The organism is Erythrobacter sp., from assembly GCF_030066995.1.
In the GTDB taxonomy this organism is placed as follows: Bacteria; Pseudomonadota; Alphaproteobacteria; order Sphingomonadales; family Sphingomonadaceae; genus Erythrobacter.
On record NZ_JASJAP010000001.1, the window covers coordinates 1,236,443 to 1,253,595 of the forward strand.

At 63.6% G+C, this 17,153-nt stretch carries 13 protein-coding genes and 3 pseudogenes; 13 read left to right on the top strand and 3 right to left on the bottom strand.

Annotated features, from left to right (window positions below):
* Positions 1-191: 191 nt before the first annotated feature.
* Positions 192-3,185, bottom strand: coding sequence for an excinuclease ABC subunit UvrA (uvrA, locus tag QNI87_RS05890; protein ID WP_300595192.1), 2,994 nt, complete (start codon positions 3,183-3,185; stop codon positions 192-194).
* A 323-nt stretch (positions 3,186-3,508) separates the two neighbouring features.
* Here uvrA and QNI87_RS05895 point away from each other — a divergent pair, with 323 nt between their 5' ends.
* The 3 genes and pseudogenes from QNI87_RS05895 to QNI87_RS05905 form a co-directional block, all read left to right on the top strand.
* A complete protein-coding gene (locus tag QNI87_RS05895; RefSeq protein WP_300595194.1) occupies positions 3,509-3,841 on the top strand; it encodes a hypothetical protein in 333 nt (110 codons plus the stop codon).
* Between the two features lie 97 nt (positions 3,842-3,938).
* Entirely contained in the window at positions 3,939-4,073 is a 135-nt protein-coding gene (locus QNI87_RS05900) for a hypothetical protein (protein WP_300595195.1), read from the top strand.
* A 52-nt stretch (positions 4,074-4,125) separates the two neighbouring features.
* Positions 4,126-4,494, top strand: a pseudogene (locus QNI87_RS05905) (iron chelate uptake ABC transporter family permease subunit); the annotation flags it as partial.
* 409 nt (positions 4,495-4,903) lie between these two features.
* Here QNI87_RS05905 and QNI87_RS05910 read toward each other — a convergent pair.
* Both QNI87_RS05910 and QNI87_RS05915 read right to left on the bottom strand, forming a co-directional pair.
* Positions 4,904-5,074: pseudogene (locus QNI87_RS05910) on the bottom strand (iron ABC transporter permease); the annotation flags it as partial.
* The gene (locus tag QNI87_RS05915) at positions 5,071-5,448 is read right to left on the bottom strand and encodes a hypothetical protein (protein ID WP_300595196.1); all 378 of its coding nucleotides are present in this window, start codon (positions 5,446-5,448) and stop codon (positions 5,071-5,073) included. The pseudogene QNI87_RS05910 and the gene QNI87_RS05915, both read right to left, overlap by 4 nt.
* Before the next feature lie 149 nt (positions 5,449-5,597).
* Between QNI87_RS05915 and QNI87_RS05920 the strand changes: the two genes are divergently transcribed.
* From QNI87_RS05920 to odhB, 10 genes and pseudogenes are all read left to right on the top strand, one after another.
* Positions 5,598-6,821: a cell wall hydrolase gene (locus tag QNI87_RS05920; RefSeq protein ID WP_300595197.1), complete on the top strand. Its 1,224-nt coding sequence runs from the start codon at positions 5,598-5,600 to the stop codon at positions 6,819-6,821.
* Between the two features lie 176 nt (positions 6,822-6,997).
* Positions 6,998-7,357 carry a hypothetical protein gene (locus tag QNI87_RS05925; protein WP_300595198.1) on the top strand — a complete coding sequence of 120 codons (360 nt, stop codon included), beginning with the start codon at positions 6,998-7,000 and terminating at the stop codon, positions 7,355-7,357.
* A gap of 118 nt (positions 7,358-7,475) precedes the next feature.
* Positions 7,476-9,446, top strand: coding sequence for an EAL domain-containing protein (locus tag QNI87_RS05930; RefSeq protein WP_300595199.1), 1,971 nt, complete (start codon positions 7,476-7,478; stop codon positions 9,444-9,446).
* A gap of 332 nt (positions 9,447-9,778) precedes the next feature.
* A complete protein-coding gene (gene mdh, locus QNI87_RS05935) occupies positions 9,779-10,741 on the top strand; it encodes a malate dehydrogenase (RefSeq protein ID WP_300595200.1) in 963 nt (320 codons plus the stop codon).
* On the top strand, positions 10,734-11,216 hold the full coding sequence (locus QNI87_RS05940; protein ID WP_300595201.1) for a hypothetical protein: 483 nt from the start codon (positions 10,734-10,736) through the stop codon (positions 11,214-11,216). The genes mdh and QNI87_RS05940 overlap by 8 nt, the downstream gene beginning before the upstream one ends.
* 103 nt (positions 11,217-11,319) lie before the next feature.
* Positions 11,320-11,612 (top strand): annotated as a pseudogene (locus QNI87_RS05945) (GIY-YIG nuclease family protein).
* 100 nt (positions 11,613-11,712) lie between these two features.
* The gene (gene sucD / locus QNI87_RS05950; protein WP_300595202.1) at positions 11,713-12,603 is read left to right on the top strand and encodes a succinate--CoA ligase subunit alpha; all 891 of its coding nucleotides are present in this window, start codon (positions 11,713-11,715) and stop codon (positions 12,601-12,603) included.
* An 80-nt stretch (positions 12,604-12,683) separates the two neighbouring features.
* Positions 12,684-12,983 carry a GIY-YIG nuclease family protein gene (locus QNI87_RS05955; RefSeq protein ID WP_300595203.1) on the top strand — a complete coding sequence of 100 codons (300 nt, stop codon included), beginning with the start codon at positions 12,684-12,686 and terminating at the stop codon, positions 12,981-12,983.
* 36 nt (positions 12,984-13,019) lie between these two features.
* Positions 13,020-15,848, top strand: a complete 2,829-nt coding sequence (locus tag QNI87_RS05960) for a 2-oxoglutarate dehydrogenase E1 component (protein WP_300595204.1) — start codon at positions 13,020-13,022, stop codon at positions 15,846-15,848.
* A 33-nt stretch (positions 15,849-15,881) separates the two neighbouring features.
* Complete coding sequence (gene odhB, locus QNI87_RS05965) at positions 15,882-17,126, top strand: 2-oxoglutarate dehydrogenase complex dihydrolipoyllysine-residue succinyltransferase (protein WP_300595205.1); 1,245 nt, start codon at positions 15,882-15,884, stop codon at positions 17,124-17,126.
* Positions 17,127-17,153 lie beyond the last annotated feature (27 nt).

Below are 17,153 nucleotides of genomic sequence, written 5' to 3' on the forward strand. Positions count from 1 at the left end.
TCCCAGCCGCGACGATCTCGCCGCCGCGACCGCCGTCTATCGCCTAGTGTCACCCTGAGCTTGTTTGACCTTTGGTCAGCTGCTCTTCCAGGGTCCATCCCCTGCGCCATACCTGACCGAATGAGTAGGCGATGGATGCTGGGGTCGCAGACGGCCACAGGCCAACCAGGTTCAGCATGACGAATGCGCGCCTACTCCGCCGCCTCTTGCTGACGCTTGAGCATCGGCTTCAAATAAGCCCCGGTAAAGCTCCGCTCCACCTCGGCCACCTCCTCCGGCGTCCCCTCGGCCACAATCTCGCCGCCGCGCACGCCGCCTTCGGGGCCCAGGTCCACGATCCAGTCGGCGGTCTTGATCACGTCGAGATTGTGCTCGATCACCACCACCGAATTGCCCTGCTCCACCAGCCGGTGCAGCACTTCCAGGAGCTTGCGCACGTCCTCGAAATGCAGGCCGGTGGTCGGTTCATCGAGGATGTAGAGCGTCTGCCCGGTGGAGCGTTTGGCGAGCTCCTTGGCGAGCTTCACGCGCTGCGCTTCGCCGCCGGACAGCGTCGTCGCCTGTTGGCCGACCTTGACATAGCCGAGGCCCACCTCGTTCAGCATCCGCATCTTGTCGCGGATCGGGGGGACGGCCTTGAAGAACTCCTCGGCGTCCTCGATCGTCATGTCGAGCACGTCGGCGATCGAGTGGCCCTTGAACTTCACCTCGAGCGTTTCGCGGTTGTAGCGTTTGCCGCCGCAGGTCTCGCAGGTAACGTAGACGTCGGGGAGGAAGTGCATCTCGATCTTGATGACGCCGTCGCCCTGGCACGCCTCGCAGCGCCCGCCCTTGACGTTGAAGGAGAAGCGCCCGGGTTTGTAACCGCGCGCCTGGCTTTCGGGGAGACCGGCGAACCAGTCGCGGATCTGGGTGAAGGCGCCGGTGTAAGTCGCGGGGTTGCTACGGGGCGTGCGACCGATGGGGGACTGGTCGATCTCGATCACCTTGTCGCAAAATTCGAGGCCTTCTACGCTCTCATGCTTGCCCGCGATGACGCGCGCGCCGTTCAGCGTGCGGGCGGCGGCGGCGTAGAGCGTGTCGATGGTGAAGGACGACTTGCCCGAGCCCGAGACGCCGGTGATGCAGGTGAAGGTGCCGAGCGGGATGCTGGCGGTGACGTTTTGCAGGTTGTTCGCCTGCGCGCCTTTGACGGTAAGCTTGTGCCCGTTGCCTTTGCGGCGCACCTGACGCACCGCGATCTCGCGCCGGCCGGTGAGGTAGTCGGCGGTGAGCGACCTCTTGGCCCTCATGATCTGTTTGAGCGTGCCTTGCGCGACCACTTCGCCCCCGCGCACGCCCGCGCCGGGGCCGAGATCGACGATATGGTCAGCCGCGCGGATCGCGTCCTCGTCGTGCTCGACGACGATCACCGTGTTGCCCAGATCGCGCAGCCGCTTGAGCGTTTCCAAGAGCCGGTCATTGTCGCGCTGGTGCAGGCCGATCGAGGGCTCGTCGAGCACGTAGAGCACGCCCGATAGACCGCTGCCGATCTGCGAGGCGAGCCGGATGCGCTGGCTCTCCCCGCCCGACAGCGTGCCTGACGTGCGGTCGAGGTTGAGATAGTCGAGCCCGACATTATCGAGGAAGCCGAGGCGCTCGTTGATCTCTTTGAGGATCGGGCGCGCGATCTGGCGCTGCTGATCGGTCAGGTGATTGTCGAGATCGAGAAACCAGGCCTTGGCGTCCGCGACGCTCATCACGGTCGGCTCGGCAATGTCGGTCGGGCCGTTCGCTGAGGGGATCTTCACCGCCAGCGCCTTTTCATTCAGCCGCTTTCCCCCGCACGCCTCGCAAGGCTGCGAGGTCTGGAACTTGGCCAGCTCCTCCTGCATCCACGCGCTTTCGGTCTGCGCCAGGCGGCGGTTGAGATTGCCGATCACGCCCTCGAAGGGCTTGTTGACCGTGTACTCCTTGCGCCCGTCCTTGAAGGTCAGCGCCACCGGCATTCCGCCCGTCCCATGCAGGATGATCATGCGCTGGTCGGGCTCAAGCTCCTTCCACGGCGTGGTGATGTCGAAATCATACGCTTTGGCCAGCGAGGTCAGCACCTGCATGTAATAGGGCGATGGCGGGTTGGACTTCGCCCACGGCGCAATCGCCCCCTGCTTCAGGGTCAGCGCCTCGTTCGGCACGACCAATTGCTCGTCGAACAGCTGCTTCTCTCCGATCCCGTCGCAGGCCGGGCACGCGCCCTGAGGCGAGTTGAACGAGAACAGGCGCGGCTCGATTTCCTCAATCGTGAAACCGCTGACCGGACAGGCGAATTTCTCGGAGAAGACGATACGGTTATCGGGAACGCCTGCCCCCTTGATAGCCCCTCCCTTGAGGGAGGGGTTGGGGTGGGTGTTCAACGCCTGCGGGGGTGTACCCCCCACCCCCGGCCCCTCCCCCGTGGGGAGGGGAGATGCGACGTCAGCGACCGTCTTATCCGCCAGATCCACATAGGCAAGCCCATCGGCGAGCTTCAGCGCGGTCTCGAACGAATCCGCCAGCCGCGTCTCGATCCCCGGCTTCACCGCGATCCGATCGACCACCACTTCGATATCGTGCTTGTACTTCTTGTCGAGCGCAGGGGCGTCCTCGATCGCGTAGAGCTCGCCGTCGATCCGCACGCGGGTAAAGCCCGCCTTCTGCCATTCGGCGAGTTCCTTACGATATTCACCCTTTCGCCCGCGCACCACCGGCGCAAGCAGGTAGGCGCGCGTGCCCTCGGGCAGTTCCATCACCCGGTCGACCATTTGCGAGACGCTTTGCGCGGTGATCGGCTCACCGGTGGCGGGCGAATACGGCACCCCCACCCGCGCCCACAAAAGCCGCATATAGTCGTAAATCTCGGTCACGGTCGCGACGGTCGAGCGCGGGTTGCGGCTGGTCGTCTTCTGCTCGATCGAAATCGCGGGGGAGAGCCCGTCAATATGTTCGACATCGGGCTTCTGCATCATTTCGAGGAACTGGCGCGCATAGGCCGACAGGCTTTCGACATAGCGCCGCTGCCCCTCGGCGTAGATCGTGTCGAACGCCAGGCTCGACTTGCCCGACCCGCTGAGCCCCGTCACCACGATCAGGCTGTCGCGCGGCAGGTCGATATCGATCCCTTTGAGATTGTGTTCGCGCGCGCCCCTGACGCTTATTTTGGTCAGCATGAGCTTGGCTCATTCGAGGCGGAAGTCTTGGTCAGGCTCATGACGGGCTTTGTTCCGGAAATGTTCGCATTTGTAAAGCGTCGCGCAAACGCTGCGCGATGGCTGTCCCCGATCTGGTTCCGGGGTGCTCGAAATACAACGGGCGAGCGCGCCATTGGGTCCGGACGCGGTGGAGGGCCAAGGGCCGAGACGAACCCTGCGGCGAAGCGTGTGCAAGCAGCGCTCAAAAGAGCGCGGCGCGTAAGCCTTGTTCAGCCTTTTCGCGTTAGTGTTGCACCAGGTGGAAAGACTTTGACGCACAAGCCTATCGGAGAAATTGCACCATGCACCGCGTAACCGTTCTTGCCGCGCTCGCCATCTCGATCCCGGCGGGAGGAGCAGCCCCGCTCGCCGCCTGCAACCCGGAGGACTGCGGCAAAGGCACGCTGTCCGCCGAGGAAGCCAAGCGCGACCGCGAGATCACCCGCCGACTTAACAGCGAAGAACTTCGTTATGTCTCGCGCCGCGACGCGGAATACGCAAACCAGCGTGAACGCAGCACGCAAGCCCTGCGAAACTACGAGCGCGAGCGCGCCGACTATGAGCGCCGCCTGGCCGAATGGCGCGAAGCGGTGCGCCGATGCGAGGCGGGCGAGCGGCAATATTGCGGAGGTTGAATCCGGTCTAACGCGCATCCGGAGACCTCGCGCTCGCAGCGCGCCATCCGGCATTGCGCACGGACACATTTGCCAAGCTGTTGCACAATAAGACAATTTGATCGAGGGCGATGACACTCTCACCGGTACCGATGGCGACGACATCATCAACGCGCTGGCGGGCGCGGATACCGTTTGCGGCCTTGGCGGAAATGACTGGCTGATCGGCGGGGCGGGCAACGATGCGCTATGAGGCGGCGCCGGCTTCGACGTTGCCGCTTACGAAACCGCGACCAACAGTGTGAGCGTCGACCTGGCTGGCGATCACCATGGCGCCGAACGCGTTTGCGCTGTCGCAGATCGTGATCTGGCTCAACGGTGCGCTCACCGACCGATCCTGGAACGAAGTCGTGATTTGCGCGCCGCTCGTGCTGGCGGGCCTCGTAGCGCTCGGTCTTGCTGCGCGGCCGCTCGATGCGCTGACGCTGGGGGAAGACGCGGCGCGCTCGATGGGCGTCAATCCGCGCGCGCTGTTGTGGCTCTTGATCCTCGGGATCGGCCGCACCGTCGGGGCGAGCGTCGCGGTGGCGGGCATCATCGGTTTCGTCGGTCTGATTGTGCCGCATCTGGTGCGCCCGCTGACCGACAAGCTCGCCGCCAGCCCATCCGCCACTGCTTACGCCGCCGCCCCCAACCCGCCATCCGCCCCGGCTGCGATGAGCATCGAGGACAGGACACCCGAGTTCTTCGGATAGAAGGGGGCGTTCGGGCGTGGCCCTGGCCGGTTCGCAGGGCCCCCGGGACGCTGAAAACGTCGGAATTCCGCCAAAAACCCGCCCCCTGTAGAAAAACTTAAGTCGTCGGCGCGGCGCATTCGCGCTATCCGACAGACCTCTTTGCATGTTTTCCAACGCATTCCTTTGGGTCGCACCTGGGTCCTGCGCAAGCTGCAAGGAAAGCCCGGCGCGAGGGGTCGGCTCCCCCGCCCCTCGCGTTTTTTTTGGCAATCGCGGCTAGGCCCGGGTTACAAGCGCGCGCTCCGGGTTCACCCAGCCACCGCGTCTCGACACCCCATCCCTGCGCGATCACCACCGCCAGCGCGGCGCGTGGGAGGCGCAGCTCCATCAGGATGAGGGCGGCGTTAGGTGCGGCGTTCGTCCCCGCGAGCGGATCGATCCAGACCCTCCCGGCGAGCAGCGACAGCGGCAAGAGCGCCGCGAGGAGCGCGGCGAAAACGAGGGTCGCGCGGTTCATGGTCCGGTCAACTCCGGCTCGAAACCTATGCGCCACCGCGCCAGTTCGTCGCGCACCTTCGGGATCGAAGTCCCTGCGCAAAAAAACAGCCGCGGGTCGAGATAGCCCACCTTCATGCCTTCGACCTGCTGGAACAGGGGATGCGCCTGCCCCGCGCTCTCGCCCGCGATCAGCAGCAGGTCCGGCGGGTGCGTCAGGATCTCTTCGAGCGCGATGCGATCCGCCTGCCCCAGCCCCAGCGCGGCCGCGTGATTGGTGAACCCGCCTTCCTCGACAAGTTGCACGATTAGGCTCTGCTCGCCCGCCGCGGCCAACGCGCACAGCGCCGCGCCCACAACAGCTTTTGCGTGGATATGTCGAAGACCCAAGGTCACGGCGCGCCAGCGATAGGCAGGCCGCCAACGCGCTGCAAGCGCGCGTGTGCAAGAGCGTTAAGAGGAACCGCGCTCCTGTGCGCTTTCGGGACGGCGCCTTTGCAAGCCTCGCGCCAGGGCGTGCACCGCGATACGCGCCAGAGCGCGCCATGACCAGCAATCGCCCATCCCTCTTCGAGCGCGCCAAGCCAGCGCCGCAGCGCGCGCCGCAACGCATGGGCGTGCAGCGCGCGCGACCCCGGGGCAGCATCGCGACAGGTTCTCCGGCCAAGCGTCGCAAGCGGTTCGCCAGCCTGTTGGCGCTCATCGCTGTTCCAGCCATGGCCGCGGCGCCGGGCGATTTCGGAGCGCTTGCGGGCAACGCTCCGAGCGATCCGGTTGCGCGAGGCGTCAGCGAAGGACGGCGCGGCGCGATGGCGTTTGAACAACCGGGGATGAGCTTTCCAGGCTCGGCCTTCTACTATCTCGCCGATCCGCCCAAGGCGGCGTTGATCGCTTTGCCCGAAAGCGATCCCGCCAGCCGGTCCGCGCAAGGCGCCCGCGCGCCAGGCACGCTGATCGACGCGGGCCCCGCGGCGCGTCCGTTTGTCGCCGGTAGCGGGGCGAACTACGCGCGCGCCGAAGACTGTCTGGCCCAGGCCGTGTGGTACGAGGCGGCCAGCGAAAGCGAAGCGGGTCAGCGCGCGGTAGCGCAAGTGGTGCTCAACCGCGTCGCGCATCCCTCATGGCCGGGAAGCGTGTGCGGCGTCGTCTATCAGGGATCGCAGCGTTCGACCGGTTGCCAGTTCAGCTTCACCTGCGATGGCAGTCTGGCTCGCCGCAAACCAGAGAGCCTTAACGGTGCCAGCTGGAATCGCGCTCGGCGCGTTGCGCGCGGCGCTCTTGCAGGCGATGTCTACACGCCGATTGGTCACGCAACGCACTACCATACGCTTTGGGTGAAGCCCTATTGGGCGCGCGCGCTCGATCATGTCGGGACGATCGGCGCGCACCGTTTCTACCGCAATCGCGGATCGGGCGGGACAAAAACTGCGTTTTCGGCGCGCTATAGCGGGAACGAGCCGCTCGTTTCCGCGCGTCGCGCGGCGATTGCCCGCTCCCTCGAACCATCGGCGCTGGCCAAGGATGGCGACCGGATGGCAAACGCGCCTGGCGCGCGGCTGTCGATCACCGCGCAGCCTTCGAGCGAGGCTGCAAGCCCTGTCCGCGCCGAACCCACTGGCGGCGCGCTCGCCGACCCGGCGCTCGAAAGCGCCGGAAAGCCGCGCGACGCCTACACGAGGGCGGGCCGCTGGAAGGTCGATCCAAGCGCTCTCGATCTTGGCGCCTCGGGTCGTTCGCAAGCGAATACCGGCGATCCGCCAAGACCCTGAGCCCGCTGCGAACTCACGGTTAACTGACGCTCAACCGTGTCCTCACACCAAGCCTTAGCTACCCGGCTCCTATCCGATGCGGCCTTGCTTCTCTTGCGCGCTCCGCGTCCCTCCCCAGCGCTTATTTCGGCGTGACGGCATCGATCCTGCGCGCAGGGCCCTTTGGAATTGGCTGAATGACAACCGACCTCGCCGCCGTACAATCCGGCTATAACAATCCAGCGATCGGCCCCCTGCCGCGCTCGACCTCGCGCACTCTAATTGCAGGAGCAATGGAACGGGTCGCGAACGACACCGGATCGCCCACGCCCGCTGGCGGACTGGACGAACCGCTCTTGAAGGCCGCCTTGCAGCATTTTGCCGAGCACGGGCTCGGCGCTGCGCAAACCGCTCGGGCCCGAGCCGAAGCGGCGTTAGGCGCGGGCGATCGCAGCGGATACCGATGGTGGCTTGAGATCACACGCACACTCGATGCGCGCCTCGCCGACGAGGCTCAGCGCGCGCCGCGCGAGCGACGAGTGGCCTGGCCGGAATAGTCCGCATTTGTCCGCGGCCCTGTCACGCGGGACCGTATTCGCCATGTCGCCGGGGTCTAGCGGGTGCAAGACGCGCGTTAACCGCTGCTTGACCTGTTGGAGCTAACGCCTGCGGGTTATGGCGGTGGGTTGGCTTCTCTCTTTGTTTGGCGCACGCGTCGCGCCCGATCCGTCGGACGATGCGAGCTCGCAGCGCGCCCGGCGGGTGCTCGTCCACTCGCTTTACACCCAGCCTTCCAGTCTGGCCTTCGGAGCGGTTGCCGGCGTGACCGCGACCAGCGCTGCGGCGTGGGTGTCGGGCATCGGGTTTCTCTGGCTTTGCGCGCTCGCGCTCGCGGTGGTTGCCGCCGCGCGTGTGGCCCTTGCCTACAGCGTCTTGCCCGGTTCGACGACCGCCAGTCTGCGTCGGCTCGAACTGCTCTATGAGATCGGCGCTTTCACATACGCGGCGCTGCTTGGCGGGGCAGCCGCGTTCTGCCTCCTGATGGACGAGAGCAGCGAAGCGTGCGCCCTGATCGTCGCCAACGCGCTGTGCTATGGGATCGCCGTGGCCGCCCGCAACGCCGGGCGACCGGGCCTGGCGCTTGGTCAGCTTGCTCTCGTCGCGCTTCCGATCGCGGTAACCGCGCTGACGATCGGATCTGTCGCGATGGTCGCCCTCGCGATCACGATAGGTCTGATGATCGCGGGCATGGCGACGATCACGCTCAACATTGCGGACATATTGCGCGAATCCATCGCGGCGGCTGAAACCAGCCGCGATCTGGCCCACAAGATGCAGGCTTTGGCGCGGACCGATGTCGTCACCGACCTCGCCAACCGCGCCGGTCTCAACCACGCAATGGTCGAGACCTTGATGAGCATCGACGATGACAGCCATTTTGCCCTGTTCTGGATCGATCTGGACCGCTTCAAGGAAGTCAACGATCTGCTCGGGCATCCGGTCGGCGACCGCGTCCTCATCGAGGTCGCCCGGCGTCTGCGCGATGTGTGCCCGCAGGGGTCGACCGTCTCGCGTTTCGGCGGAGACGAGTTCATCATGTTCTGCCCGACCGCCGGGCGCAAGGACGCTGAGCGGATCTCAAGCGAGATCCACGCCGAGATCATGCGCGCCATCCGCGTCGATGGCGACCGGCTGGAAGTGCGCGCGTCGGTGGGCGTTGCGCTGCTGCCCGAGGATGGCAAGGACGCCGATACACTCATGAAGCGCGCGGATCTTGCGCTCTATCACGCCAAGGTGGGGGGACGCGCGCAGACCTGCTTCTTTACCCCCTCCATGACGCGCGACCTCGTGCGCCGACGCGAGATCGAAGGCGAGCTGCGCACCGCCCTGCAACGCGATGAGTTGTCGATCTTCTTCCAGCCGATCGTGGACCTTGAGACCGGGCGGATACGCACGTTCGAGGCGCTGGTGCGGTGGTTCCACCCGGACAAGGGAGAGCTGACGCCGGACGAATTCATCCCGGTCGCCGAGGAGACGGGCGTCATCCTGACGCTGGGCAACTGGATCACCGCGCAGGCCGCGCGCATCGCCGCGCAATGGCCCGAAGACGTGACCGTGTCGGTCAACCTTTCGCCGCTTCAGATCCGCGCTCCGGGCGCCGCGCTCGGCATCAAGAATGCGCTGCGCGAAGCGCGTCTCGATCCGCGGCGTTTGGAGCTTGAAGTGACCGAAGGGCTGTTCATCGACGACAACCACGCAACGGCCAGCTTCATCGAGGAGCTTTCCGAAATCGGCGTGCGGTTTGCGCTCGACGATTTTGGCACCGGCTATTCCTCGCTCGCGTACATCAACAGTTTCCCCTTCCGCAAAATCAAGGTCGATCGCAGCTTTGTATCGGGCTCGCAGGTCGGGCGGCGCAGCGACGCGATCATCCGCGCGGTGGCGGAAATGGGCACAACGCTTGAGATGGACATCGTCGCCGAGGGTCTTGAGACGCTCGAACAGGTTCAGGCGGTCCGGGCGGCGGGATGCACGCTGGGTCAGGGCTATTACTTCAGCCGCGCCGTGCCCGATTATCTGGCCGCGATGCTGCTCGCTCAGGAACGCGAGAATTCGGGCGAAGCGCACACGGCCCTGCGCGCTTGAGGCGCAGCCCGCCGATCGGGTCGGTCGAGTAAGCGATTGATCGAAGAATTCCGAGAAATGCGGCCAGTGTATTCAGCGTGCAGTAAGGCGCGCGGCGCTGTCTGACAGGCAATTATTGCTATTGCGAACTATACGCAAATAAATCCACCGAATGCGACTTTTTGATGGTTGCAAAGCCCTGGCGAGAGGCCTACCCCGCCCTTCGAAGACAATGCAAAGCCGCTACGGGACGGGGGCACGCATGAGCCGCCCGCTTCTTTTTCAAAGAGGCGCGCGGCGCTTCGCTTGGACAGTTTGCCGTCCCATGGGTTCTGGGAAGGATATCACGACATATGGCTCGTAAGAAGATTGCGCTGATCGGCTCCGGCATGATCGGTGGCACGCTCGCCCACCTCGCCGCGAAGAAGGAAATGGGCGACATCGTCCTGTTCGACATCGCCGAGGGCATGCCGCAGGGCAAGGCGCTGGACCTGTCGCAATGCGGCCCGATCGAAGGCTTCGATGCCAAGATCACCGGTTCGAACGACTACGCCGATATTGCGGGCGCGGACGTCGTGATCGTCACCGCAGGCGTTCCGCGCAAGCCGGGTATGAGCCGCGATGATCTGCTCGGCATCAACCTCAAAGTGATGAAAGCGGTCGGCGAAGGCATCAAGAACAACTGCCCCGACGCATTCGTTATCTGCATCACCAACCCTCTCGATGCGATGGTCTGGGCGCTGCGCGAGTTTTCCGGCCTGCCCCACAACAAGGTGGTCGGCATGGCGGGCGTGCTCGACTCGGCACGCTTTGCCACCTTCCTCGCCTGGGAGTTTGATTGCTCGGTCAAGGATGTGAACGCCTTCGTGCTCGGCGGCCACGGCGACACGATGGTCCCGGTCCTCTCCTATTCGACGATCAACGGCATCCCGGTAAAGGATATGGCCAAGATCAAGGGCGTTTCGGAAGACCGCCTTGATGACATCGTTGCGCGCACCCGCGCAGGCGGCGGCGAGATCGTGAAGCTGCTGGGCAACGGTTCGGCCTATTACGCCCCCGCCACCAGCGCGATTGCAATGGCCGAGGCCTATCTCGGCGACCAGAAGCGCATCCTGCCCTGCGCAAGCTTCGTTGAAGGCAAATACGGCCTCGACGGGCTGTATGTAGGGGTCCCCACCGTGATCGGCGCAGGCGGCACCGAAGACGTGGTCGAGATCGAGCTCACCGACGAAGAGAAAGCTAACCTGAAGGTGAGCACCGACGCGGTCGAGGAACTGCTTGAGGCGTGCAAGGGCCTGGATAGCTCGCTTGCTTAAATACCTATCTAGTCTTTTTGCATTGTTGGTGCTCCTCGGAGCGCCAGCCCATGCACAGCTGACCGAGGCGACCTTCCAAGACGTCGGCAGGGCATTCAATGACTGCATTGAAGCCACCAAAGATGGGTTGGTTGTAAAAAGATTGGAAACCCGTGGTTGGGTTCGCGCAACCCACGATCCGCTCGATGGGAAACTCCTCTCAGAAGATCGTGTCATCTATCAGCACGATGAAAATAAGCTTCTGATTTACATTGGAGGGGATACTGACCTTGGGATTTGCATGGCCGCTGGACCGGTTGATAATTTCGAAGCAGCCAAAGAATTTATGTCGATTTTTGGCGATGTAAGCAAACCAACTGAGAATGGTGGAGTCGAATTCTGGCTTAATGGCGGCCTAGTGCAAATCAATCCCACTGGAACCGCCGAGAACCCGAGTATTCGAATAGTCGCTTTTACTCCCATGGAGAACAATTGAATGTCCATCCCCATCAACAAAGACACCTGTCACCCCGGCGCAGGCCGGGGTCCAGAGGCGGCGGTCGGACGGGATTCCGGCCTACGCCGGAATGACGGTTGAGATGGCAAAAGGCGGCTTTGTCTACATTATGGCAAGCCGCCGGAATGGAACGATTTACATCGGTGTGACCTCCGACTTGCCCAAAAGGGTTTGGGAGCACCGGGAAGAAAGGATTGAAGGCTTCACGAAGAAATATGGCTGCAAACTCTGGTCTGGTTTGAACCCCACGAGTCTATCGAAGCGGCCATCACTCGCGAACGTCAAATGAAGGAATGGAAGCGCGCCTGGAAATTGCGCGTGATCGAAGAGAAGAACCCCAACTGGGACGATTTGTTCGAGTTGGTTTGTAGTTAGGAAATACGTCACCCCGGCGCAGGCCGGGGTCCAGTTTCAAGGGTAGGACTGGATACCGGCCTTCGCCGGTATGACGGCGAAAGGAGAAGGAACGACACCAATGTCCATCCTCATTAACAAAGACACCAAGGTCATCACGCAGGGGATGACCGGCAACACCGGCACTTTCCACACCGAGCAGGCGCTCGATTACGGGACCAAGATGGTCGCTGGCGTAACGCCGGGCAAAGGCGGGACGACGCATATCGGCGTGCCGCAGTTCAACACCGTGCGTGAAGCCAAGGCCGCGACTGGCGCGACCGCTTCGTGCATCTACGTGCCCCCGCCCTTTGCAGCGGACGCGATTTGCGAGGCTATCGATGCCGAAATCGAACTCATCATCTGCATCACCGAAGGGATCCCCGTGCTCGACATGGTGCGCGCCAAGGCGGCTCTCACCGGCTCCAAGTCGCGCCTGATCGGCCCCAACTGCCCCGGCGTGTTGACGCCCGATGAGTGCAAGATCGGCATCATGCCGGGCTCGATCTTCAAAAAGGGCTCCGTTGGCGTTGTCAGCCGCTCGGGCACGCTCACTTACGAAGCCGTGCACCAGACCACGCAGGTCGGTCTTGGCCAGACCACCGCGGTCGGCATTGGCGGAGACCCGGTCAACGGCACCAACTTTATCGACGTGCTCGACCTCTTCCTCGATGATCCGGAAACCAAAAGCATGATCATGATCGGCGAAATCGGTGGATCGGCCGAAGAAGAAGCCGCCGAGTTCTTGAAGCAGGAAGCCGCCAAGGGTCGCTCCAAGCCGACTGTCGGCTTTATCGCGGGCCGCACCGCGCCTCCGGGCCGGCGCATGGGCCATGCGGGCGCGATCGTCTCGGGCGGCAAAGGCGGCGCGGAAGACAAGATCGCGGCGATGGAAGCGGCGGGCATCCGCGTCAGCCCCTCCCCATCCGAACTGGGCATCACGCTCGATGCGATGCTGAAGGAGATGGTGTGATAAATTTTGTGAGTCCCCGCGCAGGCGGGGACCTCATCGAATAGAGCGGGCAGGCTCCTGCCTTCGCGGGAGCTCACAAGGTGGCAAAAGGAGGCTTCGTCTATATTCTTACCAATAAGAAAGATGGCGTGCTTTACATCGGAGTTACGGCTGACCTCGCCGCCCGCATTGAACAACACCGCGCAGGCGCGGTCTCCAGCTTTACCCGAAAGTACAATTGCCACCGGCTCGTCTGGTTTGAATGGTTCGAAGATCTGAACGACGCGCAGCGCGCTGAGAAACGCATGAAGAAGTGGAACCGGGCATGGAAAGTCAAACGGATCGAAACTCGCAATCCGGCGTGGGACGATCTTTCGAAGGCCATTCCGCACATTAATTGAGGGAGGTCCCCGCCTGCGCGGGGACTCACGATTAGCATGAACGAGCAGAGCAACACCTTCATCCCGGACCTGACCGATCAGGAGGGCCCGCAGCCCGGACCCTCTTGGGGCAACGCCAAGTGGCTCGACACGGTGAGCGGCGCCGACGCGGATCTCGCGAGCGCGATGGATCCGACGCAGATGACGCTCGACGAGCTCAAGGGCGCGATTGACACCGCCGCCAAGAAAGCGGGCAAGCCGCTCGACAAGGACGCGCTTGAGCACGCCGCCGATATCTCCAACAAGGCGATGACGCTGGTGCGGCTTTACCGCGTGCGCGGGCACATGGCGGCCGATCTCGATCCGCTGGGCCTTCACGGCCACGAGCAGCCCGATGACCTCACGCTCGAATTTCACGGCCTGGCGGGCACCGAGGACGAAGAGGTCTATGTGAGCGACGTGCTTGGCCTTGAATGGACCACGATTCGAGCGCTGCACCGGCGCCTGCAAGAGGTCTATTGCGGCAAGGTCGGCCTTGAATACATGCACATCGCCGACACCGAGGAACGCCGGTTCCTTCAGGACAAGTTCGAAAGCCCCGGCGACACGATCCAGTTCACCCCCGAAGGCAAGAAAGCGATCCTCGCAGCCGTGATCCGCGGCGAGCAATATGAGGAGTTTCTTGGGCGTAAATATGTCGGGACCAAGCGCTTTGGCCTCGATGGCGGGGAATCGATGATCCCCGCATTGGAAGCGGTCATCAAGCATGGCGGCTCCGCGGGCGTGCGCGAGATTATCTACGGCATGGCCCATCGCGGGCGCCTCAACGTGCTCGCAAACGTGATGGCCAAGCCCTACAAGGTGATCTTCCACGAATTTTCCGGCGGCTCGGCCAATCCCGACGATGTCGGCGGTTCGGGCGATGTGAAGTATCACCTGGGCACCAGCACGGACCGCGCGTTCGACAGTATCGAGGTTCACATGAGCCTCGTCCCCAACCCCTCGCACCTTGAAGCGGTGAACCCGGTTGTGCTCGGCAAGGCGCGCGCGCAGCAGGTGATCCGCGACGATCTCGATAACATGCAGGAAGTGCTCCCTGTTCTGATCCACGGCGACGCCGCCTTTGCGGGCCAGGGCGTGGTTTGGGAGAGCCTCTCGCTTTCGGGCGTGCCCGGCTACGATACGGGCGGCTGTCTGCACTTCATCATCAACAACCAGATCGGCTTTACCACCTCGCCTAAGTTTGCGCGCTCGTCGCCCTATCCCAGCGATGTCGCCAAGGGCGTTCAAGCGCCGATCTTGCACGTCAACGGCGATGATCCCGAAGCGGTGACCTTCGCCTGCAAACTCGCGGTCGAATACCGCCAGACCTTCCACCGCGATATCGTGATCGACATGTGGTGCTATCGCCGCTTTGGCCACAATGAAGGCGACGAGCCCAAATTCACACAGCCGCTGATGTACGACGCGATCCGCAAGCACCCGAAGGTCAGCGTCCACTATGAAGGCCGGCTGATCGAGGAAGGCGTTGTCGAGGCGGGTCACCGAGATGCGGTTGCGGGCGAATTTGTCGAGCTGCTTGAGGACGAATTCGAGGCGGCCAAGAGCTACAAGCCCAACGATGCCGACTGGTTTGGTGGGCGTTGGACCGGCCTCAACAAGCCCGCCGATCCCGAGACCGCGCGGCGCAACATCGATACCTCGATCGAGGGCAAGATGTTCGACAAGCTCGGCGAGACACTGACCAGCGTTCCGGGCGATCTCACCATCCACAAGACGCTCGGCCGCGTGCTCGCCGCCAAAGAAAAGATGTTCAAGACCGGTGAGGGCTTCGACTGGGCCACCGCCGAGGCGCTGGCGTTCGGCAGTCTGGTGATGGAAGGCTATGGCGTGCGCCTTTCGGGACAGGATTCCGGGCGCGGCACCTTCTCGCAGCGCCACGCGGTGTGGGTCGATCAGAAGACCGAAGAGAAATACATCCCGCTCACCACGCTGCCGCATGGCAGTTTCGAAGTCTACGATTCAACGCTGTCCGAATACGGCGTTCTGGGGTTTGAATACGGCTTTGCGATGGCGGACCCCAAAAGCCTCGTCATGTGGGAAGCGCAGTTCGGCGATTTTGCCAACGGCGCGCAGATCATGATCGACCAGTTCGTCGCGAGCGGCGAGGCAAAATGGCTGCGCGCAAACGGTCTCGTTATGCTGCTGCCGCACGGCTATGAAGGTCAGGGCCCCGAACACTCCTCGGCGCGGCTGGAACGCTTCCTCCAGCTGTGCGCGGACGACAATATCCAGGTCTGCAACATCACGACGCCCGCCAATTACTTCCACGTTCTGCGCCGTCAGATGCTGCGTCCGTTCCGCAAGCCTCTGGTGATCATGACGCCCAAGTCGCTGCTGCGGCACCCGATGGCGAAATCCACCCGCGACGAATTCCTGGGCGATTGGCAGTTCAAGCGCATCAAATCGGACACGGCGATGAAGCCGGACAGCCCGGACGACAAGAAGATCAAGCGCCTTGTTCTGTGTTCGGGCAAGGTTGCCTACGACCTTATCGAAGAGCGCGACGCGAAGGGTCTGGACGATGTGTCCATCGTGCGGATCGAACAGCTCTATCCCTTCCCCGGCGACCCGCTGGCGCTGCGCCTGTCGCGCATGACCAGTCTTGAAACCGTGGTGTGGTGCCAGGAAGAGCCCAGGAACAATGGCGCGTGGTTCTTTGTCGAGAACCAGATCGAGGACGCGCTCACCCAAGGCGGGCACGAGGGCAAGCGTCCGGTCTACGCCGGGCGCGACGCGGCGGCCTCGCCCGCAACCGGGCTCGCCAGCCGCCACAAGGAACAACAGGAGAAGCTCATCGCGCAGGCGCTGGGCCTTACCCAATAACCCGACTTTGAAGGCCGAAAGGGATCGAAACACATGGCCACTGAAATCACCGTCCCCGCTCTGGGGGAATCCGTTACCGAAGGCACGATCGGCGAATGGCTCAAGCAGCCGGGCGAAGGGGTCGCGGTCGATGAGCCGATCGCCAGCCTTGAAACCGACAAGGTCGCGGTCGACGTGCCCTCCCCCGTCGCGGGCGTCATGAGCGAGCACAGAGCGGCCGAAGGCGACACGGTCGAGGTTGGCGCGGTGATCGCGATCATCGAAGAAGGCGCGACCGCGTCCGGCGACGCGAAGCCCGCCTCAAAGCCCGCCGCATCGAAAGCCGACACGCCCGCACCCGCCGCCACCAAGGACGCGCCGTCCGAAGACCTCGCCGCGGCCGCTGCCACGCTCTCACCGGCGGTGCGCCGCGCGGTGCTGGAGCACGGGGTTGATCCCAGCACGATCAAGGGCACCGGTAAGGATGGTCGCCTGACCAAGGAAGACGTGATCGCCGCGGCCAAGGCGAAGAGCGACGCCCCCGCCCCCACTCCCGCGCCTGCCGCCGCCTCCGCCGGCGCTGCGGAGCCGACCGGTGGTCGCAACGAGGAACGGGTCAAGATGACCCGCATGCGCCAGACGATCGCCAAGCGCCTGAAGGGCGCGCAGGACAACGCTGCGCTGCTCACCACCTTCAACGATTGCGACATGAGCGCCGTCATCGAGGCGCGCACCAAGTACAAGGATCTGTTCGCGAAGAAGCACGACATTCGTCTGGGCTTCATGGGCTTCTTCGCCAAGGCCGCGTGCCTTGCGCTCAAAGACGTGCCCGCCGCCAACGCCTATATCGAGGGCGATGAGATCGTCTATCACGACTATGTCGATATCTCGGTCGCGGTGTCCGCGCCCAACGGCCTGGTCGTCCCGGTCATCCGCGACGCGGACAAGAAGGGCTTTGCCCGGATCGAGAAGGACATCGCCGACTTCGGCAAGCGCGCCAAGGAAGGCACGCTGACCATGGAAGACATGTCGGGTGGCACCTTCACGATCTCGAATGGCGGTGTGTTCGGCAGCCTCATGTCCACCCCGATCATCAACCCGCCGCAATCCGCCGTGCTGGGCCTCCACCGCATCGAGGAGCGCCCCGTCGCGGTGAACGGCGAGGTCGTGATCAAGCCGATGATGTATCTCGCCCTGTCCTACGACCACCGCCTGATCGACGGACGCGAGGCGGTGACGGCCCTGAAAATCATCAAGGAAGCGATCGAAGATCCCACGCGGATGCTGATTGATTTGTGATGGACTGACGTGATCTCCTGCGAAAGC